The sequence below is a fragment of the Bordetella sp. 02P26C-1 genome (assembly GCF_009763255.1).
In the GTDB taxonomy this organism is placed as follows: domain Bacteria; phylum Pseudomonadota; class Gammaproteobacteria; order Burkholderiales; family Burkholderiaceae_B; genus Bordetella_A.
Genome location: NZ_WSJB01000021.1, coordinates 62,374 through 88,214, shown reverse-complemented (window position 1 = coordinate 88,214; position 25,841 = coordinate 62,374). Strand labels below are relative to the sequence as shown.

The 25,841-nt window shown below is 60.4% G+C and carries 25 protein-coding genes; 8 read left to right on the top strand and 17 right to left on the bottom strand.

The features are described 5' to 3' along the window. Positions 1–79: 79 nt before the first annotated feature. The 5 genes from GOQ28_RS12490 to cysS form a co-directional block, all read right to left on the bottom strand. A complete protein-coding gene (locus GOQ28_RS12490) occupies positions 80–391 on the bottom strand; it encodes a hypothetical protein (RefSeq protein ID WP_160356676.1) in 312 nt (103 codons plus the stop codon). A 245-nt stretch (positions 392–636) separates the two neighbouring features. Next, a complete protein-coding gene (tilS, locus tag GOQ28_RS12485) occupies positions 637–1,614 on the bottom strand; it encodes a tRNA lysidine(34) synthetase TilS (RefSeq protein WP_255448226.1) in 978 nt (325 codons plus the stop codon). 88 nt (positions 1,615–1,702) lie between these two features. Continuing rightward, the gene (locus tag GOQ28_RS12480; RefSeq protein WP_160350026.1) at positions 1,703–2,668 is read right to left on the bottom strand and encodes an acetyl-CoA carboxylase carboxyltransferase subunit alpha; all 966 of its coding nucleotides are present in this window, start codon (positions 2,666–2,668) and stop codon (positions 1,703–1,705) included. A gap of 36 nt (positions 2,669–2,704) precedes the next feature. Continuing rightward, a complete protein-coding gene (locus tag GOQ28_RS12475) occupies positions 2,705–3,349 on the bottom strand; it encodes a DNA-3-methyladenine glycosylase family protein (protein ID WP_160356674.1) in 645 nt (214 codons plus the stop codon). A gap of 15 nt (positions 3,350–3,364) precedes the next feature. Then, positions 3,365–4,828 carry a cysteine--tRNA ligase gene (gene cysS / locus GOQ28_RS12470; RefSeq protein ID WP_160356673.1) on the bottom strand — a complete coding sequence of 488 codons (1,464 nt, stop codon included), beginning with the start codon at positions 4,826–4,828 and terminating at the stop codon, positions 3,365–3,367. 246 nt (positions 4,829–5,074) lie between these two features. On the opposite strand from cysS, the gene GOQ28_RS12465 reads away from it, so the two are divergent. The 3 genes from GOQ28_RS12465 to GOQ28_RS12455 all read left to right on the top strand — a co-directional run bounded on the left by GOQ28_RS12465 (position 5,075) and on the right by GOQ28_RS12455 (position 7,081). After that, the gene (locus tag GOQ28_RS12465; protein WP_236844334.1) at positions 5,075–5,680 is read left to right on the top strand and encodes a tetratricopeptide repeat protein; all 606 of its coding nucleotides are present in this window, start codon (positions 5,075–5,077) and stop codon (positions 5,678–5,680) included. 128 nt (positions 5,681–5,808) lie between these two features. After that, positions 5,809–6,318 (top strand): peptidylprolyl isomerase, encoded by a 510-nt coding sequence (locus GOQ28_RS12460; protein ID WP_160350030.1) that lies wholly within the window; start codon positions 5,809–5,811, stop codon positions 6,316–6,318. Beyond that, the gene (locus GOQ28_RS12455; RefSeq protein WP_160350031.1) at positions 6,311–7,081 is read left to right on the top strand and encodes a UDP-2,3-diacylglucosamine diphosphatase; all 771 of its coding nucleotides are present in this window, start codon (positions 6,311–6,313) and stop codon (positions 7,079–7,081) included. Before GOQ28_RS12460 ends, GOQ28_RS12455 begins: the two co-directional genes overlap by 8 nt. Before the next feature lie 139 nt (positions 7,082–7,220). Here GOQ28_RS12455 and GOQ28_RS12450 read toward each other — a convergent pair whose 3' ends face one another. The 3 genes from GOQ28_RS12450 to GOQ28_RS12440 all read right to left on the bottom strand — a co-directional run bounded on the left by GOQ28_RS12450 (position 7,221) and on the right by GOQ28_RS12440 (position 10,622). Beyond that, positions 7,221–8,087 (bottom strand): undecaprenyl-diphosphate phosphatase, encoded by an 867-nt coding sequence (locus tag GOQ28_RS12450; RefSeq protein ID WP_160350032.1) that lies wholly within the window; start codon positions 8,085–8,087, stop codon positions 7,221–7,223. 18 nt (positions 8,088–8,105) lie between these two features. Continuing rightward, the gene (locus GOQ28_RS12445; RefSeq protein WP_160350033.1) at positions 8,106–9,692 is read right to left on the bottom strand and encodes a TerC family protein; all 1,587 of its coding nucleotides are present in this window, start codon (positions 9,690–9,692) and stop codon (positions 8,106–8,108) included. Positions 9,693–9,839: 147 nt separating this feature from the next. Next, entirely contained in the window at positions 9,840–10,622 is a 783-nt protein-coding gene (locus GOQ28_RS12440) for an inositol monophosphatase family protein (protein WP_160350034.1), read from the bottom strand. 150 nt (positions 10,623–10,772) lie between these two features. On the opposite strand from GOQ28_RS12440, the gene GOQ28_RS12435 reads away from it, so the two are divergent. Next, a complete protein-coding gene (locus GOQ28_RS12435; protein WP_202109707.1) occupies positions 10,773–11,555 on the top strand; it encodes an RNA methyltransferase in 783 nt (260 codons plus the stop codon). Between the two features lie 174 nt (positions 11,556–11,729). Here the strand turns inward: GOQ28_RS12435 and GOQ28_RS12430 are convergent, their stop codons facing one another. Further along, positions 11,730–12,722 carry a Bug family tripartite tricarboxylate transporter substrate binding protein gene (locus GOQ28_RS12430; protein ID WP_160356672.1) on the bottom strand — a complete coding sequence of 331 codons (993 nt, stop codon included), beginning with the start codon at positions 12,720–12,722 and terminating at the stop codon, positions 11,730–11,732. A gap of 168 nt (positions 12,723–12,890) precedes the next feature. Between GOQ28_RS12430 and GOQ28_RS12425 the strand changes: the two genes are divergently transcribed. Beyond that, positions 12,891–13,652 carry an IclR family transcriptional regulator gene (locus GOQ28_RS12425; protein ID WP_160350036.1) on the top strand — a complete coding sequence of 254 codons (762 nt, stop codon included), beginning with the start codon at positions 12,891–12,893 and terminating at the stop codon, positions 13,650–13,652. Between the two features lie 71 nt (positions 13,653–13,723). On the opposite strand, the gene GOQ28_RS12420 is transcribed toward GOQ28_RS12425, so the two are convergent. From GOQ28_RS12420 to GOQ28_RS12395, 6 genes are all read right to left on the bottom strand, one after another. Further along, the gene (locus tag GOQ28_RS12420; protein ID WP_160350037.1) at positions 13,724–14,560 is read right to left on the bottom strand and encodes a mechanosensitive ion channel family protein; all 837 of its coding nucleotides are present in this window, start codon (positions 14,558–14,560) and stop codon (positions 13,724–13,726) included. 103 nt (positions 14,561–14,663) lie between these two features. Beyond that, on the bottom strand, positions 14,664–15,821 hold the full coding sequence (locus GOQ28_RS12415) for a DUF1513 domain-containing protein (RefSeq protein ID WP_160356671.1): 1,158 nt from the start codon (positions 15,819–15,821) through the stop codon (positions 14,664–14,666). Further along, positions 15,811–16,881 (bottom strand): imelysin family protein, encoded by a 1,071-nt coding sequence (locus GOQ28_RS12410; protein ID WP_202109706.1) that lies wholly within the window; start codon positions 16,879–16,881, stop codon positions 15,811–15,813. Before GOQ28_RS12410 ends, GOQ28_RS12415 begins: the two co-directional genes overlap by 11 nt. 21 nt (positions 16,882–16,902) lie before the next feature. Next, positions 16,903–18,375 (bottom strand): di-heme oxidoreductase family protein, encoded by a 1,473-nt coding sequence (locus tag GOQ28_RS12405; RefSeq protein ID WP_160356716.1) that lies wholly within the window; start codon positions 18,373–18,375, stop codon positions 16,903–16,905. Positions 18,376–18,407: 32 nt separating this feature from the next. Next, positions 18,408–19,706 (bottom strand): imelysin family protein, encoded by a 1,299-nt coding sequence (locus GOQ28_RS12400; protein WP_160356670.1) that lies wholly within the window; start codon positions 19,704–19,706, stop codon positions 18,408–18,410. A 176-nt stretch (positions 19,707–19,882) separates the two neighbouring features. Continuing rightward, positions 19,883–20,431, bottom strand: coding sequence for an antibiotic biosynthesis monooxygenase (locus tag GOQ28_RS12395; RefSeq protein ID WP_160350042.1), 549 nt, complete (start codon positions 20,429–20,431; stop codon positions 19,883–19,885). A 293-nt stretch (positions 20,432–20,724) separates the two neighbouring features. Here GOQ28_RS12395 and GOQ28_RS12390 point away from each other — a divergent pair, with 293 nt between their 5' ends. Then, positions 20,725–21,279: an NADPH-dependent FMN reductase gene (locus GOQ28_RS12390; RefSeq protein WP_160356669.1), complete on the top strand. Its 555-nt coding sequence runs from the start codon at positions 20,725–20,727 to the stop codon at positions 21,277–21,279. Between the two features lie 607 nt (positions 21,280–21,886). On the opposite strand, the gene GOQ28_RS12385 is transcribed toward GOQ28_RS12390, so the two are convergent. Then, entirely contained in the window at positions 21,887–22,105 is a 219-nt protein-coding gene (locus GOQ28_RS12385; RefSeq protein WP_160350044.1) for a dodecin, read from the bottom strand. 463 nt (positions 22,106–22,568) lie between these two features. On the opposite strand from GOQ28_RS12385, the gene GOQ28_RS12380 reads away from it, so the two are divergent. Continuing rightward, positions 22,569–23,810 (top strand): Hint domain-containing protein, encoded by a 1,242-nt coding sequence (locus GOQ28_RS12380; protein WP_160356668.1) that lies wholly within the window; start codon positions 22,569–22,571, stop codon positions 23,808–23,810. Between the two features lie 113 nt (positions 23,811–23,923). Here the strand turns inward: GOQ28_RS12380 and kynU are convergent, their stop codons facing one another. Then, complete coding sequence (kynU, locus tag GOQ28_RS12375; RefSeq protein WP_160356667.1) at positions 23,924–25,174, bottom strand: kynureninase; 1,251 nt, start codon at positions 25,172–25,174, stop codon at positions 23,924–23,926. Between the two features lie 138 nt (positions 25,175–25,312). Between kynU and GOQ28_RS12370 the strand changes: the two genes are divergently transcribed. Beyond that, complete coding sequence (locus tag GOQ28_RS12370) at positions 25,313–25,786, top strand: Lrp/AsnC family transcriptional regulator (protein ID WP_160350047.1); 474 nt, start codon at positions 25,313–25,315, stop codon at positions 25,784–25,786. Positions 25,787–25,841: the final 55 nt, after the last annotated feature.

Genomic DNA, 25,841 nt, shown 5'->3' with positions numbered 1-25,841 from the left:
TCACGGCAAAGCGGCCGCCAACGTTGACAATCCGGTTGCGGATACTGCCTAACATGACGGGTAAGCTGACGGCCCTGCCCTAATCCGATCGGGAAGCGTTCGAGTTGGAAGGGGACGCCAGCATGCCCCAGATGACACCGATGATGGCTGCGAGGCCCACGCGTTCTTCGGACATGTCGCCGCGATAAGCGGCGAACGCATCCACAGCCACCGGCAGTGTCCATCCGCTTAGACCCACACCGACCGCTTTTTCATAGCTATATGTCCCAAGCAATGCGGTCCGGGCGGCATAGCCAAGAACCGAACTCGCGGCGCCGACGACCGCCGCCATCACACTCAAGGTAAATCCACCGCCAATCAAGGACATCTGTTGCAGGCTAAGCTCGCGCATCACTGATTCCGGTGCTCAAGGCTGACAAGGAGATTCATCGAAGGGGCTCTACCGACCACAAGGCGCGGCGCGAGGCCAATCAATGGGAGGAGCAGCGAGATTAACGGCGTGAAGCGGCAAGCGATCCCCACCCAAGTAGTTCTTGTCAAATATCGGACAACTGCCCAGATGCCGGAGACCGCACACTAGCGCTGGCCCGCCCTACTCCCGCCCGCAATGCAGGCTCGCGCCGAGGGCGCTAACGCTCAAGCGTCGGTGCGAGGCTCAATCCAGACACGTCCGCGATGACACTGCACGACATGGTCGCCATGAGCGACTTTCATGTGCCGGTCGTGACCAAGGCTATGGAGCTGCCGTAGCTGGCGCAACAAGTCTGCCAGGCGCGCCTCGGTCGGCATGCGCGCGCCATTGCGGCGCAGCCAATAACGCAGCGCCAACGACTGCCGTGCAGGCGACAGGCTGCGCCACTGTGCCAGGGAAAAACTGATGCCATCCGGCGATGGCTGCAGGCCTGCGAAATCGCTTTGCGCGACTTCGTCGAGAATGCTGTTCGATTCCGCGGCATGACGAGCGTGGCTGGACAAGCGCTTCTGCCAGCCAGGCCACCGTACATCCAACACGGGCGTAAGCAATTCACGCACCGCCGCGCGTGTATATCGCGGGTCCGCGTTGGTAGGATCTTGAACGGCGTGCCACAGATATTGTTGAGCAAAGGCCTGCGCGGCCTGCAAAATGCGCGCGCGACTTTGATCCAACCAAGGGCGATGGTAAGTAATGCCATCGCGCTGCATAGAGGGTGCCATAGCGGCCATCCCCTCCGGCCCGGTGCCTCGCAGCAGGCGCAACAGCACGGTTTCTGCCTGATCGTTCTGATGGTGGGCGAGAAGAATATGGCGAACGTCATGGCGCTGCGCCAATTCGCTTAACGCCGAATAACGCGCATCCCGGGCGGCGGCTTCTATGCCCAGCCCAGAATCGTTTTCGACTTGAGCATAAGCGGTGGCCACCCGCACACCGAGTGTCTTGCCCAATGCCTGCACATGATCGGCCCAGCCATCTGCAGCCACCTGCAAACCGTGGTGGACATGGAACAAGATGATCGGCGCGCCGCGTTCGCGTGCGATGAGGCTGGCATGCGCGGCCAGCATGGCGGAATCGGCTCCTCCGCTGGTGGCAACGGCGACACATTCACCCGACGGAATCGAATCAGCAGCAAGATGCAGTGTGGACTTCTCCCCCGCAGATTTAACCGCGCCTGGCCACCCACGGCGCAAGGCTGCGATTAAATCCGGTTGAGGAAACACTGCCGCCTCAGGCGCGGACTTCTTGGAATTTGCCGTAGGACAACAGGCGCTGCACGCGCTGTTCGACCAACTGTTCAGGCGTCATACCGTGGAACTGACGCAAGGCGTCTCCCAACGCTCGACGCAGCAGGCGCGCCATCACGCGCGGGTCGCGATGTGCGCCACCGACAGGCTCATTGACCACGCGGTCAATAAGACCGAGGTCCTTTAAGCGCGGCGCGGTGATGGCCAAGGCCTCGGCAGCCTCCGAGGCCTTATCAGCGCTACGCCACAAGATCGAGGCGCAGCCCTCGGGCGATATCACCGAGTAGGTCGCGTATTGCAACATCAACACCGCATTCCCCACGGCGATCGCGAGCGCGCCACCAGAGCCACCCTCGCCGATGATCGTGGTAATGATGGGCACCTTGAGTTCGGCCATGGCATAGATGTTGTGCCCGATCGCTTCCGACTGACCGCGCTCTTCGGCGCCCACGCCGGGATACGCGCCCGGGGTGTCGACAAAGGTGAAGATCGGCAGCTTGAACTTTTCCGCCAAACGCATCAGGCGCAGGGCCTTCCGATAACCCTCGGGACGCGGCATGCCAAAGTTGCGCGCAGCGCGTTCCTTGGTGTCGCGACCCTTTTGGTGGCCGATGACCATGCAGGACTCGCCGTTGAAACGGGCCAAGCCGCCCACGATCGACTGATCGTCGGCGTACTGACGATCACCATGCAGTTCGTGGTAATCGGTAAAGATCTCGCGAACGTAATCCAGGGTGTAAGGGCGCTGCGGATGACGGGCCACCAGAGCGGTCTGCCACGGCGTCAGCTTGCCGTAGATTTCCTTGGCCAGCGTTTGGCTTTTCTGTTGCAGGCGGCTGATTTCGTCGGAAATGTCGACGGCGGAGTCAGCCTGCACATAACGCAACTGCTCGATTTTGTTCTCGAGCTCAGCCAGCGGTTGTTCAAATTCAAGGAAAGTATTGCGCATGAAGTAGGGTTCCGATATGGGGTGCCGGGTGATGCGTCAGTCCTGAACCGGGTTCGATTCGAGGCTGCGCCACAGGTACCAGGTCGCCACGGTACGCCAAGGCTGCCACGCGGACGAGACCTCTCTGGCCTCGAACCGCGAAACGGGCTCGCCGCTGAAGTAGTGTAACGAGATTGCCTTAAGCAGGCCCAGATCATCCAACGGCAGCACGTCGGGTCGCTGCAGATGAAAGATCAGAAACATTTCGGCCGTCCACCGGCCGATGCCACGAATGGCGACCAATTCAGAGACCACGCTCTCGTCGTCCATCGAGGTCCACTTCTCGGGGTGGACCCGACGCTCGGCGAAATGCGTGGCCAGATCTTGTACGTACTCACATTTACGCTGAGGCAAGCCTGCCTCGCGTAATCCCGCCAAGCCGACGTCCAGCACGCCAGCCGGCGTAGGGCGACGGCCGACGGTGTCCAGGAATCGCTCCCAGAGCGAATCCGCCGCCTTTGTGGAAATCTGCTGTCCCAAGATGGCACGCGCCAGGGTGACGAACGGCGTGCTGCGCTTGGTCAACCAGGTGTCGCCATGCTGCGGGATGATTTTCTTGAGAATGCGGTCACGTCGCATCAGATGTGCGACGGCCTCTTCCCAATAATCGGGTTTGGCGACAACGACTTCTGGACTAGGCATGATGGTCCAGCGTCCTCAGGCGCGACGCCATTGCGTGATGCCGCCCGGCTTGTCATCGAGTTCGATCCCAGCGTCGCGCAACTGAGCGCGGATACGGTCCGCCTCGGCGAAATTTTTCGCCTGTTTCGCCGCCGACCTCGCGGCGACCAGGGCGTCGATCTCCGCATCGTCCAGCGCACCGCCAGCGGCAGACGCACCTTGGCCGAGACTGGCGGCGGAATAGCGGGTCGCGCAGCGGAAATAATCGGCCGGGTCCTGTTGCAACAGACCCAAAACACCAGCCAGGGCCTTGAGCTGCCCGGCTGCTGCGGCGCTACGGCTGCGGTTGGCTTCGGTGGCGAGTTCGAACAAGGCTGCCAACGCACCCGAGGTATTGAAATCGTCATCCATCGCGGCCTTGAAGGCCTGCGCTTGCGGCGACTCCCAATCGACGGCGCTCTCGTCGGGCGCGACGTTGAGCAAGGCCTGATACAAGCGGTCGAGCGCGTTTTGCGCATCGACGAGATTGTCGGGGGTGTAGTTCTGCGGGCTGCGATAGTGGTTGCGCACGATGAAAAAGCGCAGCATCTCGGCTTCGCGCGGATTCACCGCATAATCGGACTGATTCGCGGCCGGTTCGCCCTGGGCGATGGTCTGGCGGATCGTGCGGAAATTGCCGAGCGACTTGGACATCTTGTCCGAGTCGACCATGAGCGGGCCGCAGTGCATCCAGACATTGGCCAGCACCCCGCCGAAGGCGCCCTCGGTCTGGGCGATTTCGTTCTCGTGATGAGGAAACTTCAAATCCGGACCACCACCGTGGATATCGAGCGGTAGACCCAGCAGCGCGCGGCTCATGGCGGAGCATTCGATGTGCCAGCCGGGACGGCCAAGGCCATAGGCCGATGGCCATTTGGTGTCTTCGGGTTCCTCGGGCTTGGCGGCTTTCCACAGCACGAAATCGAGCGGATCCCGCTTGGCCGAGCCGACCGCCACGCGTTCGCCGGCACGCAGGTCATCCAGCGCCTTGCCGGAGAGCTTGCCATAGCCGGGGAAGCCGCGCACGGAATAGTTCACGTCGCCATCGTCGGCGCGATAGGCCAGGCCGTTTTCCTCGAGCTTGCTGATGATATCCAGCATGTCGCCCACGTATTGCGTGGCGCGCGGCTCGCGATCGGGCGGCTGCACGCCCAAGGCGCGCTCGTCGGCGTGCATGGCGGCGATGTAGTACTCGGTGACCTCGCCGATGCGACGGTTCGTTTCCACGGCCCGGCGGATGATTTTGTCGTCGATGTCCGTGATGTTGCGCACGTAATCCACGGCATAGCCGCTGGCGCGCAGCCAGCGCTGCACGACATCGAAAGCCACCAGCATCCGGGCATGACCCAAATGACAATAGTCGTAGACCGTCATGCCGCAGACGTACATGCGCACCTGGCCGGGCTGGGCCGGCTTGAAGGGTTCTTTCGTACGCGATAACGTGTTGTAGATGTGCAGCATGACGCTTGAACAGGCCTCGATGGGTAGCGGGGTACAGTCTGCGCCGGGTGGCGTAACAGCGGCGAAATAACCGTGGACGCAACCGGGGCTAAAATGGTGGTCGTCAAGTATAGCAAGTGGCCTCGCCACGCGCCGGTCTGCCCTTTTTCAACGGAACCCCACGTGACCTTGAACCGCCTTCTTCGACCCTCGCTGATCATCGCGGCCCTGGCCGCCCTACCGGTTGGCGGCGCGCTGGGACAGTCCATGGGCGGCGGCGGCAATCTGCCCTATAGCGACACCGAGACGCGCACCAAGCTCGACGAGCCGCGCCCCGAGGGCGGCTGGAAGGCGCTGGCCAATCTGCTCGAAGCGCTCAAGCCCGGCGTGGATACGCGCCTGGACCCCACACCCTCGCAGATCGCCGCGCATATCGAGCGCCTGCTCAACGCCGGCAAGACGCAAGAAGCGCTGGAAATGATCGAAAAGCGCGAGGCCGCCATCAAGGGGCAGCGCGGCACGGATGTGCAGCTGATGTTTCAGCACGCGCGCGCGTTGGCGGCGCTGGACCGCGTGCCTGAGGCGATGGACATATACCGCGACATGACAACGCGATTTCCGGAATTGCCGGAACCCTGGAACAATCTAGCGGTCCTTTATGCGCAGCAAGGCGAATTGGATCAGGCTCAAAGCGCCCTCGAAATGGCGCTGCAGGCGGATCCGCAGTACGCCGAAGCCCGCGCCAACATGGGCGATATCCAGCTCATGCTGGCGCTGCGTACTTACCAGAATGCGGCAAAACAAGGCGTGCCCGGGACGAACACCAAGGCACGTGAAATCGAAAACATGCTGAAGGAAAGTCAACACAGATGATTTCGCGCTACTCTCCTCTTCATTTGCTGCGTATCGCGGCTTGCGGTGTTGCGCTGGCGATCGTGCCGGTCGCGGCGAGCGCCCAGTCGGCAGCCTCTTCCACACCCTCCACAGAAGGCACTACACCCATGAGCACCTCTTCCCGCGTAAAACTGCAGACCAATCAGGGCGACATCGTGATCACCCTGGATGCGGAAAAAGCGCCCAAGACCGTGGAAAACTTCCTGAGCTACGTCAAGAATGGTTTCTATAACGGCACGATCTTCCATCGCGTGATCGATGGCTTCATGATCCAAGGCGGCGGTTTCGAACCGGGCCTGAAGCAAAAGCCCACGCAGGCTCCGATCGAAAACGAGGCTAACAACGGCCTGAAGAACGACAAGTACACGCTCGCCATGGCTCGCACCAGCGACCCGCATTCGGCCACGGCGCAGTTCTTCGTCAACGTAGCCGACAACGATTTCCTGAACTTCACCGCACCCACGCCGAATGGCTGGGGCTACGCCGTATTTGGCAAGGTGACCGAGGGCACCGACGTCGTGGACAAGATCAAGGGCGTGAAGACCGGCAACAGCGGTTTTCACCAGAATGTCCCGACCGAAGATGTGATCATCGAAAAGGCCGAAATCGTTGAATAAGGTGACACTGCAGGGCCCGATCTGGGTCGCTTCGGATGTGCATCTGGGTCCCGCGACGCCGGCCACGGCCGAAGCGTTCACGGGATTCCTGGACGCGGCCGCGGACGAAGCCGCGGCCCTGCTGCTGCCGGGCGATATTTTCGACGCCTGGATCGGCGATGACGTCATCAAGGTTGCCCCGCCCTGGCTGGCGAGCGCGCTGCAGGCATTGCAGCGCACGGCCAGCCGCATTCCGTTGTACCTGGGACGCGGCAACCGCGATTTCCTGATGGGCGATGAGCTGGCCGGAGCACTAGGCGCGAAAATGCTGCCGGACGTCGCGATTCTGGAGACGGACTTTGGCCGCATTCTGCTTTCTCACGGCGACGAGTACTGTACGGACGATACGGCGTATCAGCAGTTTCGAACGATGGTGCGTAATCCCGAGTGGCAGGCGCAGTTCCTCGCCATGAGCATCCCGGAAAGGATGGCGATGGCGCAGCAGGCGCGTGGCGAGAGCCAGTCGGCAAACCAGATGAAATCCGCCGAGATCATGGATGTCAACGCGCAGGCAGTTGAACAGGCGTTCAGGGACGCCGACGTCGACATCATGGTGCATGGACACACCCATCGCCCTGACCGGCACGTGCTGGAAGTCGACGGACGCCGGCGCGAACGCTGGGTGCTACCCGATTGGGAATGCGACCATGCCAATCCGCCGCGCGGCGGTTGGCTGGTGATCGATCGTGAAGGACTGGCGCCATACGATCTGGATCTGGCCTGACGGCTGATGCAAGTCCCAAAAAAAACGCTGGATTGCGACAAAGCAACCCAGCGTTTTTTATTGGCATCGGACGAGTATCCGTCCAATAAGGCGAGCGCGCGGCCTGCGATACGCTCCCACCCTCCTCATCTATTTACCGCTACATCTTGGTTGTCAGCCAGATTGCGACCACGATACCCAATGCGATGCGGTACCAGGCAAATACCCGATAGGTGTGATTGGCGACAAAGCGCAATACGGCGCGCACGACGACCAGCGCGCTCAGGAATGCCGCGACGAACCCCACGGCGATGCCAGAGAGGTCATTGCTGCTGAGCACATCCATGTTGCGGTACATGTCGTATACCGCCGCGCCCAGCATCGTCGGCATGGCGAGGAAAAACGAGAACTCGGTCGCCGTCTTGCGCTGGATGCCGGCGATCATGCCGCCGATGATCGTGGCGCCTGAGCGCGACACACCGGGAATCATGGCCACACACTGCGCCACGCCCACGCCCAGCGCCTGTTTCCAGGAGATCTGTTCCAGCGTATAGGCCGTAGCACGCTCATCCGATGCGGCATCATCCGCCGCGCCCGGCTTGTCGCCCGGCGTGTGGTGCGTCTTGCGTTCGACCCACAGCATGATCAGGCCGCCCAGCACCAGCGTCACGGCGACAACGCCGGGGTGATAGAACACGCCTTTGATCGTCTTGATGAAGATCGCCCCGATCACCGCCGCCGGGAAAAACGCCAGCAGGAGATTGCGCGTAAACGCCATCTCGGTGGCATTGCCCGTGAGCGTGCCCCGAATCAACTGCCATAGTCGCGCCCGAAATATCCACATCACGGCCAGAATCGAACCCAGCTGGATCACGACTTCAAAGACCTTGCCGGAACCCGAATCGAACGAAATCAAGTCGCCCAGAATGATCAGATGCCCGGTGCTGGACACCGGAATGAACTCTGTCAGCCCCTCGATAATGCCCAGGAAGAAGGCCTTGATCAGATAAATAGTGCTTTCAGTCACAATATGCGCGCGGTGGGGTTAATGGCTATCGCCATCGGCATCGGCATCCGAGGGCGTCAGAGGCGTGCGCTCAACACGCACCGACGCAATGCGACGGCCGGCTAATTCGAGCACCTCGAAATGGAAACGATGATGCAGGTCCTCGCTGTCGCAGCGATCGCCCGGCTTGGGCAATTGCCCGAAACGCGCAAGGAGGTAACCGGCCAGCGTGGAATATTCCTGTGCTTCATCCACCAGCCCTTCGGTTTCCAATACCTGTTCGACATGATGCAGATCCGCTGCACCGTCGATTTTCCAGATGTTGTCCTCAATGGGAGAAATGTCAGGCTGTTCGTCCTCGTCCGGGAATTCGCCCGCGATGGCTTCAAACACGTCGATGGGTGTCACGAGCCCCTCGATGGCGCCGAATTCATCGGCCACCAGCACCAACTGGCCCTTTGAACGTTTCAGCGTGTCCATCAGACGCAGGATGCCGATCGATTCATGCACGATGATCGGATCGCGCAAACGATCGCGGCGGATGCGACGTTCCGAGATCAAGTCCGCCACCAGGTCCTTGGCGCGGCCGATACCGATGACTTCGTCCAGCGAACCCCGGCACACCGGGAAGAAACTGTGGGGCGTACCCATCAGCTGCTCGCGGATGACATCGGGCTCTTCGTCGATATTGATCCAGGACACATCGGTGCGCGGCGTCATGACGGAATGGATAGAGCGTTCGGCCAGGGTCAATACACCGCTAACCATGTTGCGCTCTTCCACCCCGAAGGCTTCGACCTCGGCCTGCTGCTGCCCCGGCACGGTGGCGTCCTCGACATCCACAGGAGGGCGTTTGCCCAGCATGCGCAGCACCGCGCTGGCCGTGCGGTCCCGCATAGGGCGCGAGGCGTCCAGACGCAGGATGTTGCGGCGAGCGACCTGATTCAACGCCTCGATAGCGACCGAGAAGCCAATGGCGGCGTACAGATAGCCCTTGGGCACCTTAAAGCCAAAGCTCTCCGCCAATAGCGAGAAGCCAATCATCAGCAAAAAGCCCAAACACAACACCACGACCGTGGGGTGGGCGTTGACGAACTTGGTCAACGGTTTGGACGCGATCAGCATCACGCCGATGGCGATCGTGACAGCCATCATCATGATGGCCAGATGGTCCACCATCCCAACCGCGGTAATCACCGAGTCCAGCGAGAACACTGCATCGAGCACGACAATCTGCGTCACGATGACCCAGAAGCTCGCGTACACACGCGGGCCGGCCACAAGTGCGGCCTTGCCTTCGATACGTTCGTGAAGTTCGAGCGTGCCCTTGAAGAGCAGGAACAGGCCTCCGATCATCAGGATCAAATCCCGACCGGAGAAAGTCACGGGCCCAACGGAGAACAGCGGAGCAGTGAGAGTGACCAGCCATGACATCACTGACAAGAGACCCAGTCGCATGACCAGGGCGAGGCTTAGTCCGACGATACGCGCGCGATCGCGCTGCGCAGGCGGCAGCTTGTCAGCCAGAATGGCAATAAAAAGTAGGTTGTCGATCCCCAGGACGATTTCTAATACGACCAGGGTCAGCAGGCCGACCCACGCGGCGGGGTCCTGCAGCCACTCCATCAAGTGCTCCGGAAGTTAAGGAACCGCCAATCGTACATGGAAATACAGCATTTTGCCGGGGACATCGCGGCAAATCGGGGGAAAATCCCTGCCATACCCCCGAAATCCAGCCTCCAGCGGGTCAATCACCCGCTGGCTGGCCTGCCCTTAATCCTGCTTGGGCTGTAGATGCGCGAGCATCTGAGCAAAGATCTTCGGGCTGGCAGCAAGAACGTTGCCCGAATCCATCCAGCCTTGTTCGCCGTCGAGGTCGGCAACCAGACCACCGGCTTCTTGCACCAGCAAGCTGCCTGCGGCGAGGTCCCAAGGCTTGAGCTTCAGGCCGCAAAAACCGTCCAAGCGGCCCGTGGCCACGTAAGCTAGGTCCAACACGGTCGAACCCAGGCGGCGCACACCGCTGCAATGCTCGGTCATTTGACGGAAGCGGCCACCGCCGGCGTCGGCATCGGTCGAACGCGGCCAGTGAGCGCCCAGCAACGCCTCGCTATAGCGGGTACGGCTCGCCACGCGCACGCGGCGGTCGTTCAGGAAGGTGCCGCTACCACGGCTGGCGGTGAACAATTCGTTGCGCGACGGATCGTAGACCACGGCTTGCGTGACCTGACCGCGCTGCGTCAGCGCGATGGACACGGCGTAGTTCGGCAGTCCGTGGATAAAGTTGGTCGTGCCGTCCAACGGATCAATAATCCACTGGAATTCGGCTTGATCGGGGCCCTGCAGACCGAATTCCTCGCCGAGCACGGCGTGATCGGGATAGGCGGTTTGCAGGGTCTCGACGATCGCCTCTTCGACGGCGCGATCCACATCCGTGACATAATCGCGCGGTCCTTTGCGCGCTACGCTGATTCGATCCAGATCCAGGCTGGCACGATTAATGATGGTGCCGGCACGCCGGGCCGCCTTGATGGCGATATTGAGCATCGGGTGCATAAAATTCCGTACGTATGCAGTAAAGCAGAAAAGGAAATACCGGAATTCCGGCAGTTCCCTTTGAGCGAAAACAGGGGGCGGCCCTGCCAATTCCGCTCGGCAAAGCCCCGAAAAAATCAGGATGGCACTAGGCCAAACCGGGTATTTTAAATGACTCAAGCATTTTCACGCGTTCAGTTCATCATGGTACAGCCCAGCCACCCCGGAAATGTCGGGTCGGCGGCGCGTGCCATCAAGACCATGGGCTTTCAGGATCTGGTCCTGGTCGAGCCAAAATTCCCCGACATGACGAGCCAGCCCGAGGCCATCGCGCTGGCCAGCGGCGCGGTGGACGTGCTGGATCGCGCCCGCATCTGCGCCACGCTGGAGGAAGCCCTGGAGCCCGTCACGCTCGGTTTCGCGCTGACCGCGCGCGTGCGCGACCTGGGTCCCCCACCCTGCGATATTCGCCAGGCGGCTGAACTGACGCGTGAACACTTGGCCAGTCCCGACACTGGCCACGCGGCAGTGGTGTTGGGCACCGAACGCGCGGGGTTGACCAATGCGCAGATCGCGCTGTGCCATCGTATCTGCCACATCCCGGCGAATCCGGAGTACAGCTCGCTCAATGTCGCGCAAGCCCTGCAGCTGGCCGCGTGGGAAATGCGTTATGCGTTGCTCATCGGGCAAGGCGCGCCTCTGCTGCCGAGTTCGTCTGCGCAGCAAGCCGACCCCGGCGCCGCCCCCGCCACCAGCGCCGCGGTGCAGGCGTTTTTGAAGCATTGGGAAGAAGCACTGATCGAGGTGGATTTTCTGGACCCGGCGCATCCCAAAAAACTGATGCCCCGCATGCGACATCTGTTTAGCCGCAGCGGTCTGACGCGCGACGAAGTCGACATGCTCAGAGGCGTCTGTACCGCCATGCTGCGCAAGGCACGTGGCGCCACCAAATAGACGGTAGGCACCCGCCCGGCTGGCTGCGCGCAGGCGGACGCCTTTGCGCGCTCGTACTTCGGTCTTCTCGAATCACCACGCGATCCGCGGAAGCAACCAGGCAAAAAAACAGGCGGGCTTGACGCCCGCCTGCTGATTCACACCGAGAACGCGATAAATCGCGCCGCGCTCGAGTTAGTCGACTTGCGCGCCCGAGCCCTTGACGACGGGAGCCCAGCTCTCGACCTCGGACTTGATGAATGCAGCGAATTCTTCCGGCGTGGTCTTTTCACCGACGGCGCCCAGGCTTTCAAACGCCTTCTTCACCTCGGGATTGTCCTGCGCCTTGACCATCGCGGCGTTGAGCTTTTCGATCACTTCGCGCGGTGTACCAGCCGGGGCGATCAGACCGAACCACGACGACACGTCGAAGTTTTCAAAGCCCAGTTCTTGCATCGTGGGCAGGTCCGGAGCCGACGGGGAGCGGTTCGCCGTGGTGACGGCCAGCGCCTTGAGCTTGCCGCCCTTCACGTGCGGCCACGAGGCGGGCATGTTGTCGAACATGAATTGCACTTGACCGCCGATCAGATCGGTCACGGCCGGGGCGCTGCCCTTGTACGGCACATGCAGGACATCCAGGCCCGTGCGCATCTTGAATAGCTCGCCGGCCATGTGGATGGACGTACCGCTACCAGACGAGGCGAAGGCCAAAACGCCGGGATTCGCTTTGCCGTATTCAACCAACTCTTGCACCGAGTTGACCGGCACGCCCGGGTTGACCACGAGAATGTTCGGCACCTTGGCGCCCAGCGCGACCGCCTCGAAATCCTTGGTCAGGTCGAACGACACGTTGCGATAAAGCGTCTGGTTGATTGCACTGGTCACCGCCACAAACAGCAGCGTGTAGCCATCGGGTTTCGCGCGGCGCACGTAGTCCGTCGCAATGTTGCTGCCAGCGCCCGGCTTATTTTCCACCACAAAGGTTTGACCCAATTCCTGAGTCAGTTCCTTGGCCATGATGCGCGCAACGACATCGGTAGTGCCACCTGCGGAAAAGCCGACAACGATATTGACGGGCTTATCGGGGTAGTCCGCGTGAGCACTGGCGGCGATAGCCAGCGAGCCAAAGACACCAGCGAGCAGGGTAACGGCGTGGCGAATAAAACGGGGTTTTTGACATTTTGTCATGTCGTGTCTCCTGTAAAGCGTCCATGTGACGGACACTGTGATCGGCAGAATCGGGGCAATTGTACTAGCCAGGTGCATCCCAGCAAGGTACAGTCCACCCTATGGACGAATAGATGCGCTAATATGGGGCACGACGCTCCATTGCAGTGCAACATTTTTGAGTACCTGATGTCGAGTTCCGAGAGTTCTTCTGGCCCACGCACGCTGCGGCGCGGTCTCGCTGTACTGGCCACATTGAGGGATCACGGCCCCGGCGGGCTAAGCGTCACCGATATTGCGCGATTAACCGCGATTCAGCGCCCAACGGTGTACCGATTGCTGGCAGCCCTGATGGATGCGGGACTGGTGCTACCGATACCGGGCACCAAGAAATACCGCGCCCAATGGGCCAAAGTCCCAGAGGCGGCGCATCCCGACCCGCGCGTCGCGCAAGCCATGCCCAGCTTGAAACGGCTGGCAGAACGCACCGGAGATGCGGTGTTTTTGGTGGTGCGCGAGGGCGATGAATCGGTCAGTCTGCACCGCGAAATCGGCGGCTATCCGGTGCAGATCCTGGCGACTTATGCTGGGAAACGTCAGCCGCTGGGCGTCGGCTCGGGCGGCATGGCGATCCTCGCGGCATTGCCGGATGCGGTGGCGCACGGCATTGTGCAGCGCAACTCGGGGTATTTAGACGAGTATGGCGGAATGACAACACATGAGATGTTGCGTCTCATCGAAAACACCCGTTCACGCGGGTATGCAGTAGTCGGAAACCATGCGGTGCGCGGCGCGCTCGGCGTGGGCTGTGCGCTGCTGGATCCGCAGGGCGCTCCGCTATTGGCGATTAGCGTAACCGCTATCATCGACCGCATGCCGGCACCGCGCCAGCGCGAAATCGCGGGATGGATACAGGCGGAACTCGCGCGCCTGTCGCTGCGCAACTTATAACGGCAGCGAAAGCAATCAGGCCGCCCGTCGCCAGGCGGCCTGATTAACAGCGATCGGGTCGTGCCGTCGTCTTATGCAGCAATGTCTTCCTTGCCTGGCGCCTGAATCTCGCGCACGGGGACGGGCGGTTTGAAACCCGCCGCGGCCAAGCTCTGGCGAATCTGATGGAACAGGCCCCAACGCAGTTCCCAATACTGCGAGGTGGCGCTCCACATACGGATATTCACGACCGTGCCGTTGTCCTTGTATTCCGTGACTTTGACCAGCGGCGCGGGGTCCTTCAGCACCAGGGGATGGTCCTGCACGATCTGCGTCAGGCAAGCGATCGCGGCATCCAGATCATCGGCATAGTGCACCGTGACCGGCAGATCCAGCCGGCGCGTCGTATTGCGGCTGTAGTTGGTGATCGTGGCGTTCCACACCACGCTATTGGGCAGCGTGATATAGATGCCATCGCCTTGGACCAGACGGGTTAAAAACAGGCCGACTTCGACGACCGTGCCTTCTGTCCCGGTGCTGAGCGCCACGTATTCCCCCGTGCGCAGCGGACGCAGAATAATCAGCATGATGCCCGCGGCGATATTCTGCAGCGTGTTCTGCAGCGCCAGACCCACCGCCAGACCAGCCGCGCCCAGCACGGCGATGAGGCTCGCCGTCTGTACGCCAAATCGCGCCAACACCGCAATCACGGTGAAGATGCGCACGGCCCACACCACCACCGTATGAAACATCGGCACGATAGTGGCGTCGATGCGTGGCGAGCGGGTCGCCACCCGGCGCACCCAGCTGCCCAGCAGCGACGACACCCACCATCCCACAATTAGTATTAGCAAAGCCGTGGCAACGTTCACGACGCCGTCGGCCAAGCGTGGCACCACTGCTTCCAAGCCGATTAAATAATCATCCATACCAAGCCCTATGACTCAAGATAGGCGCGTCTGTGCGCCCTGAAAAATGAATAGGCAGTGAATGTATCAGACCTGGATGACGGCGCGTAGCGATACGCGGGGATCACAAACGCCGGAAATGATTGTCCCAGGACAGATCACTCGATCGCGTCAAAATTGAAGCGGCCTCTTGCTCGGGTCCGGCCTGCACCAGTTCGCCCATACCGCTGTTGACCAGAAAACGCGCAGGCGCCAAAGGCGCGACTCCGCAGCCGTCGGCCAAGAGCGTAACGCCCTTCAATGTCCCATCGGCCGCATTCCAATACAGCACCTGGTTGCCGACCGGGCTGCTGGTGGCGATGACCTCGCCCGTGGGGTCGGCCGCCACCGAACCTATGTAATTACGACAGTTGCGCAATACTTCGTCCGGGCCGGTGAAGAGTTCCGGCGTCTGGCCGCGCCGATGTCGCCCCACGAGCGGCGGTCGCTCGCTGGCGGGGCCCATATGCTGACAGCCAAACCAAACCGTGCCATCGGCAGCCAAGGCGAGATGGCGGATCGACAGTTGATGCAGTGACGGTGGCAAGGCTATGCGTTCGAGCAGCTGCCCATTGCCCGCATCGATATAAGCGAGCGAGGGCTGCATCGTGTCCAAATTCAGCTCGAGCTTGCCGTAATCCGGATGCGTCAGAATGCCTCCATTGGCCACGCACAAGGTCTTGCCATCGGGCAGCAGCACGACCTCATGCGGCCCGATGCCGCCGGTGGAGAATTCGCCGATCCGGCGATAGGCGCCGCCCGGCGAGGCGTCGTAAATCCCTAAAACGCCCTGCCCTGCCTCGTAATCGTTTTCGGTGGCCAGCATGAGCTGGCCATCAGGCAAATAGACGCCATGACCGAAAAAGTGCCGCCCTTCGGCCGCAGCGATGGCCTGGGGTTCTGCCGAGCCATTGGTGCTGAATCCCACGGCAAAAAACCCAGGCTGCCGCCCGAACACCACAGCGCGACCACGCTGTGGATCGAGCGCGAAACTATGCCCACGCGCAGGCATGGGCACCACGTACTGATCGCGCCCCTGGGCATCCAGTACCACTGCCTCGTACCGACCATACGCTTTGCGCGCAGCCAGATACAGCCGGCCTGTCTCCGGAGCCTGCACGCCCGAACGCGTGTCCGCGCTCGCTCCTTGCACTTGCGCCCACGCCGACGTTGCGGCCAAACCCATCGACCCGGATGCCGTCAACGCGGCCCAGGTCAGAAAGCGTCGACGATCAATCTCCATCTAACGCATTGAATCCTATGGTGATACCCAAGGCCGGCGCCAGATTCTGGTCGACGATATCTTTCGCGTTTTTCAATATCAGGCCCGCCAATGACAGCTGTCGCCAGCCGTTCTCGCTGTCGAGCACGGTGGCCAGAGGGGCATCGATCTTATCCAAGGCCTGCGCACCACGCGCCAGTTCGCCACCGACCGCCGGCCCTATCCATGCTTCTTCATCGGGGTATTGGAACGCCGCCGCGCTATAGAAGTCGTGCATGCCCTTTACGCCGGCCGCCAGCGCCGGCACGGTCAGGCCACTGCGCCAGAAAGCGCCGCGCGATTCGCGTGTCTGTTGCGGCGAAGCGCCCAGCATCGGCATCAGTTTGATATCGCGGGCCGATTGCAATCCGGTGGATAGCGCCTTGATGGCTTCAGCGGCGACTTCCTGTTTGTTGCGATAGAGATCGCTATGCGCGCCCGGCGCGACGAACTGTTTGCCGAAATCACCTTGCGCGCTCCACGCCTGTCGCAACTCGCCGGCCACTGTGGCGACATTCGCCGCGACCGCGACGGCGTAAGCGCATGCGTACCCATTGAACTCACCCTTGGGCGATTTGACCAGCCCCGGACTGTCGTACAGCACGAATTCCAAAGCAGGCAGCCCTTGCGTGGCGACACTGCGCGAGGCCAGCGCACCGGGCGCGAGTAGAGCGGGGTCTTCGGCCGCCAGCAACGTGCGAACCTGGCGTGGCATCACGCCGCGCGTATCGGGCCAAAACGCCAGCTTTTCATAACGATTGCTCTGCACGAGCGGGCCAAACCGCAAGAACTCCACCGCCGCCCAAGCCTTGACGGTATCGGCGAAGGCTTCGCGCACCGCATTGGCATCACCACGCCCCTTGTCATCGCACCATGTCTTTAGCGCGGTTTCCAAGCCTGCTGCCCGATTGGCGAGCGCGACCGTCGCCGGTCGTGCATAGCCTTGGGCCAGACGCTGCCCAATATCGGCGGGCACCTGCGCCAACGCGGGCCACGGGGCCGTTGCCACCATGGCCACGACCATCCATTGCTTAAGCTTCATTTTGGCTCCTCTGGGGTTCGCTTACAGCGACTCCAGGAATCGAATCAGGTCTGCGCGTTGCTCGGGTGTCATGGCCACGACACGATCGCGCGCCGCTTGCGCTTGACCGCCATGCCACAGGATAGCTTCGAGCAGCGTGCGGGCGCGGCCGTCGTGCAGCCAAGTGGCATGCGGATTGACGGTGCGAGTCAAGCCAATACCCCATAACGGTGGCGTGCGCCATTCGCTGCCGCTGGCGCCGTCCTCGGACACCTTGTCCGCGAGGCCTTCGCCCATGTCGTGCAACAGCATATCGGTGTAGGGCCAGATTAGCTGAAAGCGATGTTCCGGGCGTGCGGCGTCACGCCGCGTCACGTATTTAGGCACATGACACGCCACGCAATTGGCTTCATAAAAAAGCTTCTTGCCGGCGAGCACGCGAGCATCGTCCACATCGCGCCGTTGCGGCACGGCCAGATTCAGTGCATAGGTGGTCACGAAATCCAGCAGCTCGCCCGGTACTTCGTGTTCGCCCAGATGCGGCTGCGCGCCGTGCGGCATTTTGAGGCACTCATCCTGCGCTTTCGTGCAGTCGCCATAATGGCTGGGAAAGAGCGGCGTGGACAAGCCCATGTCGTTCGAGAACGCGGCCGCGCTTTGCTGCTCCACGCTCGGCTGACTGGCCTTCCAGTTGAATCGGCCCAGCACGCGTTCGCCGGTGCGCGCATCGCGGGTCCAGTTTGGCCTGCCACGAATACCGTCGCCGTGATCTTTGGCCGCGTTGGCCAGAATGTCGTCCGGATGAATCGCCTCGAGCAGACCCAGACCGATCATGGGCTGCGCCAAGCGTGGCGAGATCTGGACATCCTCGCGCATCGGGCCATACCCGAGATTCTCGATGCGGTAGGTCGGCTTCATCAGGGTAGCGGTCTCGCCGCCATTGAGCGCGACGGTGATCGGCTCATAGTCGATCTCCAGCCGTCCCTCTGCCGGCAGGCCCGCCACCGAGAAATTCTGCAATTGCACGCCGTACACCGGCTCGGGCACGAAAGGCCAATGGCCGGAGGCGAGCTTTTCGCGCTCCAGGTCCGTGCTGGGTGGCACGGACAGACGCAACAGTAGCGCGACAGTATCCGAGCGCTCCATCGGATCGAACCCGGGCACCGATCCCCGACCGTCCTTGGTATGACATCCCTGACACGAGCGCGCATTAAAGAGCGGTCCCAGACCGTCGGAGGCTTGCGTGGACGACGGCGCCGATACCCAGTCTTTTCTAAACAGGCCGTTGCCCACCAGAAACTGCTGGCGCCCCTCGAACGTCAGGTTCGCCGACGGCTGAGAAAATATATCGGCATTAACCAGCTTGCGCGTCGTACCCGCGCCCGCCTGCAGCGATTCGAACGGCTCGGATTTACTGAAATCGCTGGTAGGCGCCGTGACTTTCGCCACGCGCGCGCGATCTTCGTCGGACAGATCGTCACGACCCGCAGAAGCGCCGACGGCGCTGACAGTCATCAGCGCCGCTAGCAAAGCAACAACACGAAAGTTCACTGAAATACCGCTTCCGGCTTATCGAGACTATCCGAACCCTCAAGCGCGACGTCGCCAAGATCCAGCACGGCAATCACGCGTTCCAGACTGCGCGTCTGATCGATCAGCGCATCGATGGCGGCTTGCACCACCGCATTGCCTTCGGCGTTGCCGGCGGCAATCATCTGATCGTAAGTTTCCACTTTCTCGGCTCGGTCGCGCATGGCCTGCATCGCCGCCACCGTCGCGTCGAGTTTCGCGCGCATTTCCGCGTCTAGCTTGGGATCGCGCGCTTTCACCAGGTCGGACAAACTCGCACCCTTGACCGTCTGGCCATCGGTGCGCTGGTATTCGCCCAGGTAAACGTTACGAATACCGATTTGATCGTAGTAGTGCGAGTTGTGCGTATTGTCGGAGAAGCAATCGTGTTCTTCTTCCGGATCGTTGAGCATCAGGCCCAGCTTCATGCGCTCGCCGGCGAGTTCACCATAAGACAGGCTACCCAGGCCGGTGACCATCGCGATGAGGCCAGCCTTGGGGTCTTCGGACACGGCCTTGCGCGCCGGGCCGTCGCCTTTCCAGTTTGCGACCATGGTTTCCAGATCGGATACCAGCAAGTCGGTGGCGGCTTTCAGATATTGAATGCGGCGCTCGCAGTTGCCGCCGGTGCAGTTCTTCGGGTCGAAATCCGTATGCGGGCGATTGCCGGCATGGCGCTCCTGCGGGGTGCCGGTACGGTCGGCCGGCGCGGGGCCGGTCCCGTTCAAGTCTTGGCCCCACAGCAGGAATTCAATCGCGTGATAACCGGTAGCGACGTTGGCCTCGTTGCCATCGGCCTCGTGCAGCAGATCGGCCAGCAGCTCGGGCGTGATATTGGTCGCATCGATGGTTTTACCGCCGACATTGATCTTCGAATTGGCGATCACGTTGACCGCGTAAAACGCGTTTTCATCGTTATCGGTGCCATACGAGGCGTCCACATAGTCGATCAGCCCCTCGTCCAGCGGCCATGCGTTCACGCTGCCTTCCCAATCGTCCACGATGGGATTACCAAAGCGAAATGCCTCGGTCTGCTGGTAAGGTACACGCGCCGCCAGCCAGGCCTGACGGGCAGCCTTGAGAGTGTCAGCGCTGGGGTTCGCGATCAACGCATCGATGGCGGTGCGCAGCGCTTTGGCTGTGGCGAGCGAATCTTCGTAGCCTGCCAGCGCGATATCGGAATAGGTCTGCACCACAGCCTTGGGTTCGGCCGCCGCTTGGGCCGTGCCGCCAACCAGAGCCGCCACCAGCATCGCGCCATAGAGCAACTTGCGCATCGAAACATTCTCCTTGGACTGAGCGAAGGCGTGTAACGTCTTCACGCATTTCTGACACTCAAATGAACGAACGCAAGTGTAAACAATTTTCGTTTAAGGTTCAGCCCCTGGGATGCTTTTTGGAAAATGTCCCAGCGTCCGGCGCCATGGCAGCGTGGCTGGGACCAGCCGCACGGCTAGTGCGATGTCGTTGGGTGCAGCCAGCGGCGCAATACCTTCGTGATGACGGGGATACAGATATAAGACAGCACCGGCGTCATGCAGACCGTCGTGACGAATACCCGCCAGAAGATCGGCAGCGTGCTCAAAATATCATTGGCCAGGATGCTAAAGAGTAGCAACATCGGAAAGTAGGCCAGCCAGACGCTGATGGCCTGCTTCCAGCGCGGCGGCGTTCCGTTGCCAGTAGAAAACCACGCGTTCAGACCGCTGACCCGATGCACGCGGCTTTCGCGCACCAGGCTGGCCCCACGCTCCAGCCACATTTTGCGCGGCAAGGAGTTTTCCCAGCGGGCGAGGCTTTCCGGATCTTCGAAACGCAGCACGATCTGGTACTCGTCGCCGCCCTCCGGCGGTTGCAACACGCCTGAACCCAGAAAGCCGGGAAAGCCAGCGGCCAGCAATTCGCCCTGTCGCATCCACTTCAGAAAATCGCTGTATTTCTCGGGCGCGATATGGCGCGTGACAAACATAGTGACCGGGGCGGAAACAGAATGGGCAGACATTTGATGACTCCATACAGCTGGGCTAGCGGCGCGAGGGCTCAATCCCCGCTACCTAGTGATTACCCTAGCAAAGTGCATGCCAACTTTTCTCTTGGGAGCGAGCCGGTATTTACATGCATCTGCGGTGCTGCAATGCAGCATCGCTGCACCGCATTAGGGAAATCACCTAGCCCTGCACCATATCGGTGCAAAGCATAGGCCAGAATAGACCCTCCGTCGGTTGCAGGAGTTTGCTTGAGAGCGCCCACCCGGACGTCTACACTAATTGCTCCCTATCCCCTGGAGCTTCGCTCATGAGCCAACTCAACATCGCTGTCTTCGTGGGCAGCCTGCGTGCTGCCTCTATCAACCTGCGCCTTGCTCGTGCGCTGGAAAAGCTGGTTCCCGAAGGTGTAGCGTTTCAATACGCCAGTCTGGGCGATGTGCCCCTGTACAACCAAGACCATGAAATGGACCTGCCCGCGCCGGCAGCCACGATCAAGCAATTGGTCGCCGACGCTGACGGCCTGCTGTTCGTCACGCCCGAGCACAATCGCTCCATTCCCGCCGCCCTGAAAAACGCCATTGACTGGGGTTCACGCCCTTGGGGTCAGAACTCTTGGACCGGTAAAGCCGGTGGAATCGTGGGTGCCTCCCCCAGCGCCGCTGGTACGGGCATGGCGCAGCAGCATCTGCGCAATATCCTGGCGGCCGAAGGCGTGAACATCTTTACCGTGCCAGAAGTCTTTCTGCAATATAAGGAAGGCTTGATTGACGACGATTACCAGATCACCAACGAAGGAACTCGGCAGTTCCTGCAGGGTTGGCTGGAAGGCTACGTCGCCTGGGTAAATAAATTCAAAAACTGAGCTTTGCGGCGGCCGATCTCAACAGTCGGCCGCGCTGTCGCGGATAGCGCAGTGGCTTTCGCGGCTGTTATCCCCTGTCGATGTGGACAAGCCGCTGAACAGCTTTCGGACAAGCGAGATTTTTTCTTTCCAAACAAAGACTTGTAGACAGTGCTCAAAAAATGGGCACGAGGCGAAGGAGTGACAAAATCGCTCGCCGGAAGCCCCGATCACGCGTTCATCAGGGCCCGCGCCATACCTGATACGGATCTCTGAGCCCGGATATTCACAACCTGTACGCTTATCCCCCAGGAATGTGGACAAACCCTTTGACAGGTTTCGGACAAGCGCAAAACATCCTTGAATAACAATAACCTGCACATCCCGGTGAAAATTTGCGCATCCAGCGATATCTGGCGCACATGCGCTTACGCGTATCGAATCAACGCCCTGATCCGCGCAAACCACCAGTCCAAATTCCGGAACAGGGGAAAACCTGCAGGCTTATCCCCCGCCGTTGTGGAAAACCTACTGAACAGGTTTCGGACAAGGCAAAAAAGGGCTGCAAATCCAAGCAGTTAGAAGCGCCGATCAAATATTGACCAGCGATTCGACTCGTGCGCTCGCCCTAATCCTCGTCTTCCAGGCGCATCCCGATCTTCAGTCCAACCTGCCAATGCGCGATCTTGCCGTCCCTGATATGGCCACGCACCTCGGTCACCTCGAACCAGTCGAGATTGCGCAGCGTCTCCGAGGCGCGCGCGATAGCCTGCGCGACCGCGTCGTCGGAAGACGTGGTCGATGAGCCGACCAGTTCAATCTGCTTGTAAATGTGGTTATCGGACATGGACGACCTCCTGAAAAGTAGAGCGCGGAACTCCGCAAGTTGCATACCCGCGCGGCGCGAGCGCGCCTGATCAGGGCCCCGAGGCAACTCGGGAATGTTGGTCATGAGACTTTCTGGCGGCCTCCTCACATTTTGAGAAGTATTGGGACTGACCGAATTAATCCGGCCGCTTTATACGTAAACCAAATAAGTACATATTTTTAGTATTAGGAATTACCAGTAGTTAATACCTACATATTCCGGGCAATCATTGCAAATCGCTGCAAAAAATAATAATTCCATCAAATTAATTGCTGAACTTAGATGTAATTACGTGAATTTCGGAACTTTTACACGGAAATAGCAGCGTGTTCTTAGACGAAACTTCTGCTCACTGGATCGAAAGTCCTGTATTATTTGAAAAATCCGCGGGACCGACCTTGCGGATTACATTTATTGCTAATTTTTGCAATGGGAGGCTTCCATGGCGGTTATCGGTATAGATATTGGATCCAGTAATCAGGTAATTAACTCGTCGAACTACGACGCCGATGCAGGAGATACCCTGCAGTTAAATGTGCTGGGAAGTAATACGCTGACCGTTGACGGTGTCGACGCGGTGGCTAACATGCTGGTGAGCGTGCAGGCCATTGGGACGCCGACATTCGCCGTTATTAATGGTGGCAGCCTCTCATTGAACTATGGCCTCGCCAACGTTTCAGCCCTGACCGGCGTCAACTACGAGATTGGCGATGGTTCCTCGATCACGGTGGACGCTGCCACTCTTGCGGTCGGTATTGTTGCCAACAACAACATTACGTTCACTGGCAACGGCGGGGGGGCGTTCGTCTATGATCCCGCAGCGCTATCGCTGGCGACTCCCACCACATTCACGGTCAACAGCATGGCGGTCGGCGATTCCTTATGGGTCGAAGGTCGCAGCAACGGCACGCTCAGCTATAATTCCGACACGCAGACCGCCACCTTGAACTACAACGGTAACCTCTCGACTGGTTTGGAAGCCGTCCGCTTCCAAATCCAGAACATTTCGCAAGCCGACTACGATGCCATGGTGCAACAGTACGGCACCTCGAATATCGGCGCGTTCGTATCCCCCGTGTGCTTCCTGCGTGGCACCATGATCCAGACCACCAAAGGCGAAGTTGCCGTGGAAGATCTGGTTGCTGGCGATGTCGTTATCGGCAAGTCCGGCGAACGCACCGTGAAGTGGGTCGGTTTCCGCAAGACGTTCACCAAGCAGATCCCGGCAGACCGCCGTGCCGAGCATATGCCGATCCGTATCGTACGCGATGCCATCGCTGAAAACGTGCCGAGCAAGGACATTGTGGTTTCGCCCGGCCATCACCTCTACGTGGAAGGCAAGCTGGTCCGCGCCAAGGACCTGGTCAACGGCAAGACCATCTACCAGGAAACGCATCACATCAGCTACGAGTACTTCCACGTTGAACTGGATCAGTTCGATGTGATCAGCGCCCACGGCATCATGTCCGAGTCCTGGGCCGATGGTGGTAACCGCGACTACTTCCAAAACGCCGACGTCACCGCCCTGCGTCCGGAAGATCGTCAGCGCCGTCTGGCCGACCGCCCCGGCTTCACGGTCGTGCGCAACAAAGCCGAAATCCAACGCCTGCAAGCGACCTACGCCGCTCGCGCCGAGGTGCTGGAACAAGACAGCGCCACTGAGCTGAAGGTCGCCTGCGCCTAATTTGGGCCAGCGCCACTGATACCCGCGGCACTTGCGAAGTGAAGCGGCTTCCCACTCGATACCTGTATCGAGTGGGATTTTTTTTGGACGTCGAGTTAAAAGATCGCTCGCAATCAGGTCACCGCAGTCCGCTGCTTGAACTCGGGCTTGTCCCAGCTACGGTTATCCAGCACGTCCTTCAAGATCTCCACCGCATCCCAGACATCGGCGTACCCAAAATACAGCGGCGTCAGGCCGAAGCGCAGCACTTCCGGCTCGCGGTAGTCGCCGATCACGCCGCGTGCGATCAGTGCCTGCATCACCTCGAAGCCATGGGGATGCCGGAAACTCACATGACTGCCGCGCTCGGCATGCGCGCGCGGCGTTACCAGCGTCAGCGGATGGCCAGCACAGCGGGATTCGACCAGTTCGATGAACAGGTCACCCAGCGCCAACGATTTCTTGCGGACCTCCTCCATGCCGGCGGCATGCGCCACGTCTAAGCCGCATTCGATCAAGGACATCGACACGATCGGCTGCGTGCCGCACAGATAGCGCCGTACGCCACCCGCCGGCTCATAAGCCACCGCCATATCAAAGGGACGGCTATGCCCCCACCAACCCGACAGCGGCTGCCAAAAGTCTTGGGTATGATGCGGAGCAACCCAGATAAACGCGGGCGAGCCAGGACCGCCGTTCAAATACTTATAGGTGCAGCCCACCGCGAAGTCAGCGTTGGCACCATTTAAATCCACGGGTACGGCCCCGGCTGCGTGCGCCAGGTCCCAGATTGTCAGCGCGCCTTGGCGATGCGCCTGAGCGGTAACCGCTGCCATGTCGTACATCCGGCCGCTACGGTAGTTGACGTGCGACAGCAGCACCACGGCCACCGATTCGTCCAGTGCCTCGTCCAAAGGCAGATCATCATCAATCAGCCGCATTTCGTAGCCCTGTTGGAGCAGGTCGATCATGCCCTGAATCATGTACAGATCGGTCGGGAAGTTGTCCCGCTCGGACAGGATGACTCGCCGCGTGGGATGCTTGTGCTGCTGAATGCGCAGCGCGGCGGCCAAAGCCTTGAAGATGTTCAGCGAAGTCGTGTCGGTAATGACCAATTCGCCCTCGCGCGCGCCCAGCAGACGCCCAAGCTTGTCGCCCAGGCGCGCCGGCAGATCGAACCATCCGGCCGAATTCCAACTGCGGATAAGGCCCGTACCCCATTCCTCATTGATCACCTGGGCGGCGCGTGCGGCGGCAGTCTTGGGCAGCACGCCCAGAGAATTGCCATCCATATACACCACCCCTTCGGGCAAATCGAATTGGTCCTTGAGGTGCGCCAGGGGATCCTGACGATCGGCGGCGACGCAGGCTTCGCGAGTGTTCATAGTCCATTCCTTCTAACGAGTTGCTAAATAGATACTATCAGCGCGAGCACGCAAAAAAGTTGCAAAGTCGTTCGTGACTGACCCTAGTTTTTCGAATTTAATTGCGTCAAGCTGCTTTGATAAGAACGAGATTGCGGAATGCAAATTGACACCATCGACCAACGAATCCTTGCCCGTTTGCAAGAAGACGGTAGCCTCAGCAACCAGGACTTGGCCGATCAAGTCGCGCTATCCCCCTCGGCATGCCTGCGACGCGTGCGTGCGCTGGAAGAAGCGGGGCTCATTCGCGCTTATCGCGCGGTATTGGACGCCGAGAAGCTAGGCTTTGATCTCGAGGCGATCGTGCACGTGTCGCTGGACCAGTCGCGCGCCGGCTGGCACGAGGAATTCCTGGCGTGCATCGCGCTGCACGACGAAATCACCGAGGCCAGCATCGTCACTGGCGCGTCCAACTATATCCTCCGGGTACGCACGCGTAATTTGTCGGCGTTTTCGAACTTTGTCGAGGATAAACTCAGCAAGCTTCCCGGCGTGCGCAACCTTTGCTCGCATATCGTCATGCGTAAGGTAAAAAATCGGGATAGCATGCTGCCGCTGGCCAACTGGCGCTGAAATACGTCGGGCGACAGCCGATGCACGCGCTCGGACAAGTCTTAAAACCCATCGC

What these genes read in the sequence shown, in the direction of transcription:
- GOQ28_RS12490 (WP_160356676.1), bottom strand. Translation starts at nt 391, where the DNA reads ATGCGCGAGCTTAGCCTGCAACAGATGTCCTTGATTGGCGGTGGATTT.
- GOQ28_RS12480 (WP_160350026.1), bottom strand. Translation starts at nt 2,668, where the DNA reads ATGCGCAATACTTTCCTTGAATTTGAACAACCGCTGGCTGAGCTCGAG.
- GOQ28_RS12475 (WP_160356674.1), bottom strand. Translation starts at nt 3,349, where the DNA reads ATGCCTAGTCCAGAAGTCGTTGTCGCCAAACCCGATTATTGGGAAGAG.
- cysS (WP_160356673.1), bottom strand. Translation starts at nt 4,828, where the DNA reads ATGCTGCACATCTACAACACGTTATCGCGTACGAAAGAACCCTTCAAG.
- GOQ28_RS12465 (WP_236844334.1), top strand. Translation starts at nt 5,075, where the DNA reads ATGGGCGGCGGCGGCAATCTGCCCTATAGCGACACCGAGACGCGCACC.
- GOQ28_RS12460 (WP_160350030.1), top strand. Translation starts at nt 5,809, where the DNA reads ATGAGCACCTCTTCCCGCGTAAAACTGCAGACCAATCAGGGCGACATC.
- GOQ28_RS12445 (WP_160350033.1), bottom strand. Translation starts at nt 9,692, where the DNA reads ATGGAGTGGCTGCAGGACCCCGCCGCGTGGGTCGGCCTGCTGACCCTG.
- GOQ28_RS12440 (WP_160350034.1), bottom strand. Translation starts at nt 10,622, where the DNA reads ATGCACCCGATGCTCAATATCGCCATCAAGGCGGCCCGGCGTGCCGGC.
- GOQ28_RS12435 (WP_202109707.1), top strand. Translation starts at nt 10,773, where the DNA reads ATGACTCAAGCATTTTCACGCGTTCAGTTCATCATGGTACAGCCCAGC.
- GOQ28_RS12430 (WP_160356672.1), bottom strand. Translation starts at nt 12,722, where the DNA reads ATGACAAAATGTCAAAAACCCCGTTTTATTCGCCACGCCGTTACCCTG.
- GOQ28_RS12425 (WP_160350036.1), top strand. Translation starts at nt 12,891, where the DNA reads ATGTCGAGTTCCGAGAGTTCTTCTGGCCCACGCACGCTGCGGCGCGGT.
- GOQ28_RS12420 (WP_160350037.1), bottom strand. Translation starts at nt 14,560, where the DNA reads ATGGATGATTATTTAATCGGCTTGGAAGCAGTGGTGCCACGCTTGGCC.
- GOQ28_RS12415 (WP_160356671.1), bottom strand. Translation starts at nt 15,821, where the DNA reads ATGGAGATTGATCGTCGACGCTTTCTGACCTGGGCCGCGTTGACGGCA.
- GOQ28_RS12410 (WP_202109706.1), bottom strand. Translation starts at nt 16,881, where the DNA reads ATGAAGCTTAAGCAATGGATGGTCGTGGCCATGGTGGCAACGGCCCCG.
- GOQ28_RS12405 (WP_160356716.1), bottom strand. Translation starts at nt 18,375, where the DNA reads ATGACTGTCAGCGCCGTCGGCGCTTCTGCGGGTCGTGACGATCTGTCC.
- GOQ28_RS12400 (WP_160356670.1), bottom strand. Translation starts at nt 19,706, where the DNA reads ATGCGCAAGTTGCTCTATGGCGCGATGCTGGTGGCGGCTCTGGTTGGC.
- GOQ28_RS12395 (WP_160350042.1), bottom strand. Translation starts at nt 20,431, where the DNA reads ATGTCTGCCCATTCTGTTTCCGCCCCGGTCACTATGTTTGTCACGCGC.
- GOQ28_RS12390 (WP_160356669.1), top strand. Translation starts at nt 20,725, where the DNA reads ATGAGCCAACTCAACATCGCTGTCTTCGTGGGCAGCCTGCGTGCTGCC.
- GOQ28_RS12385 (WP_160350044.1), bottom strand. Translation starts at nt 22,105, where the DNA reads ATGTCCGATAACCACATTTACAAGCAGATTGAACTGGTCGGCTCATCG.
- GOQ28_RS12380 (WP_160356668.1), top strand. Translation starts at nt 22,569, where the DNA reads ATGGCGGTTATCGGTATAGATATTGGATCCAGTAATCAGGTAATTAAC.
- kynU (WP_160356667.1), bottom strand. Translation starts at nt 25,174, where the DNA reads ATGAACACTCGCGAAGCCTGCGTCGCCGCCGATCGTCAGGATCCCCTG.
- GOQ28_RS12370 (WP_160350047.1), top strand. Translation starts at nt 25,313, where the DNA reads ATGCAAATTGACACCATCGACCAACGAATCCTTGCCCGTTTGCAAGAA.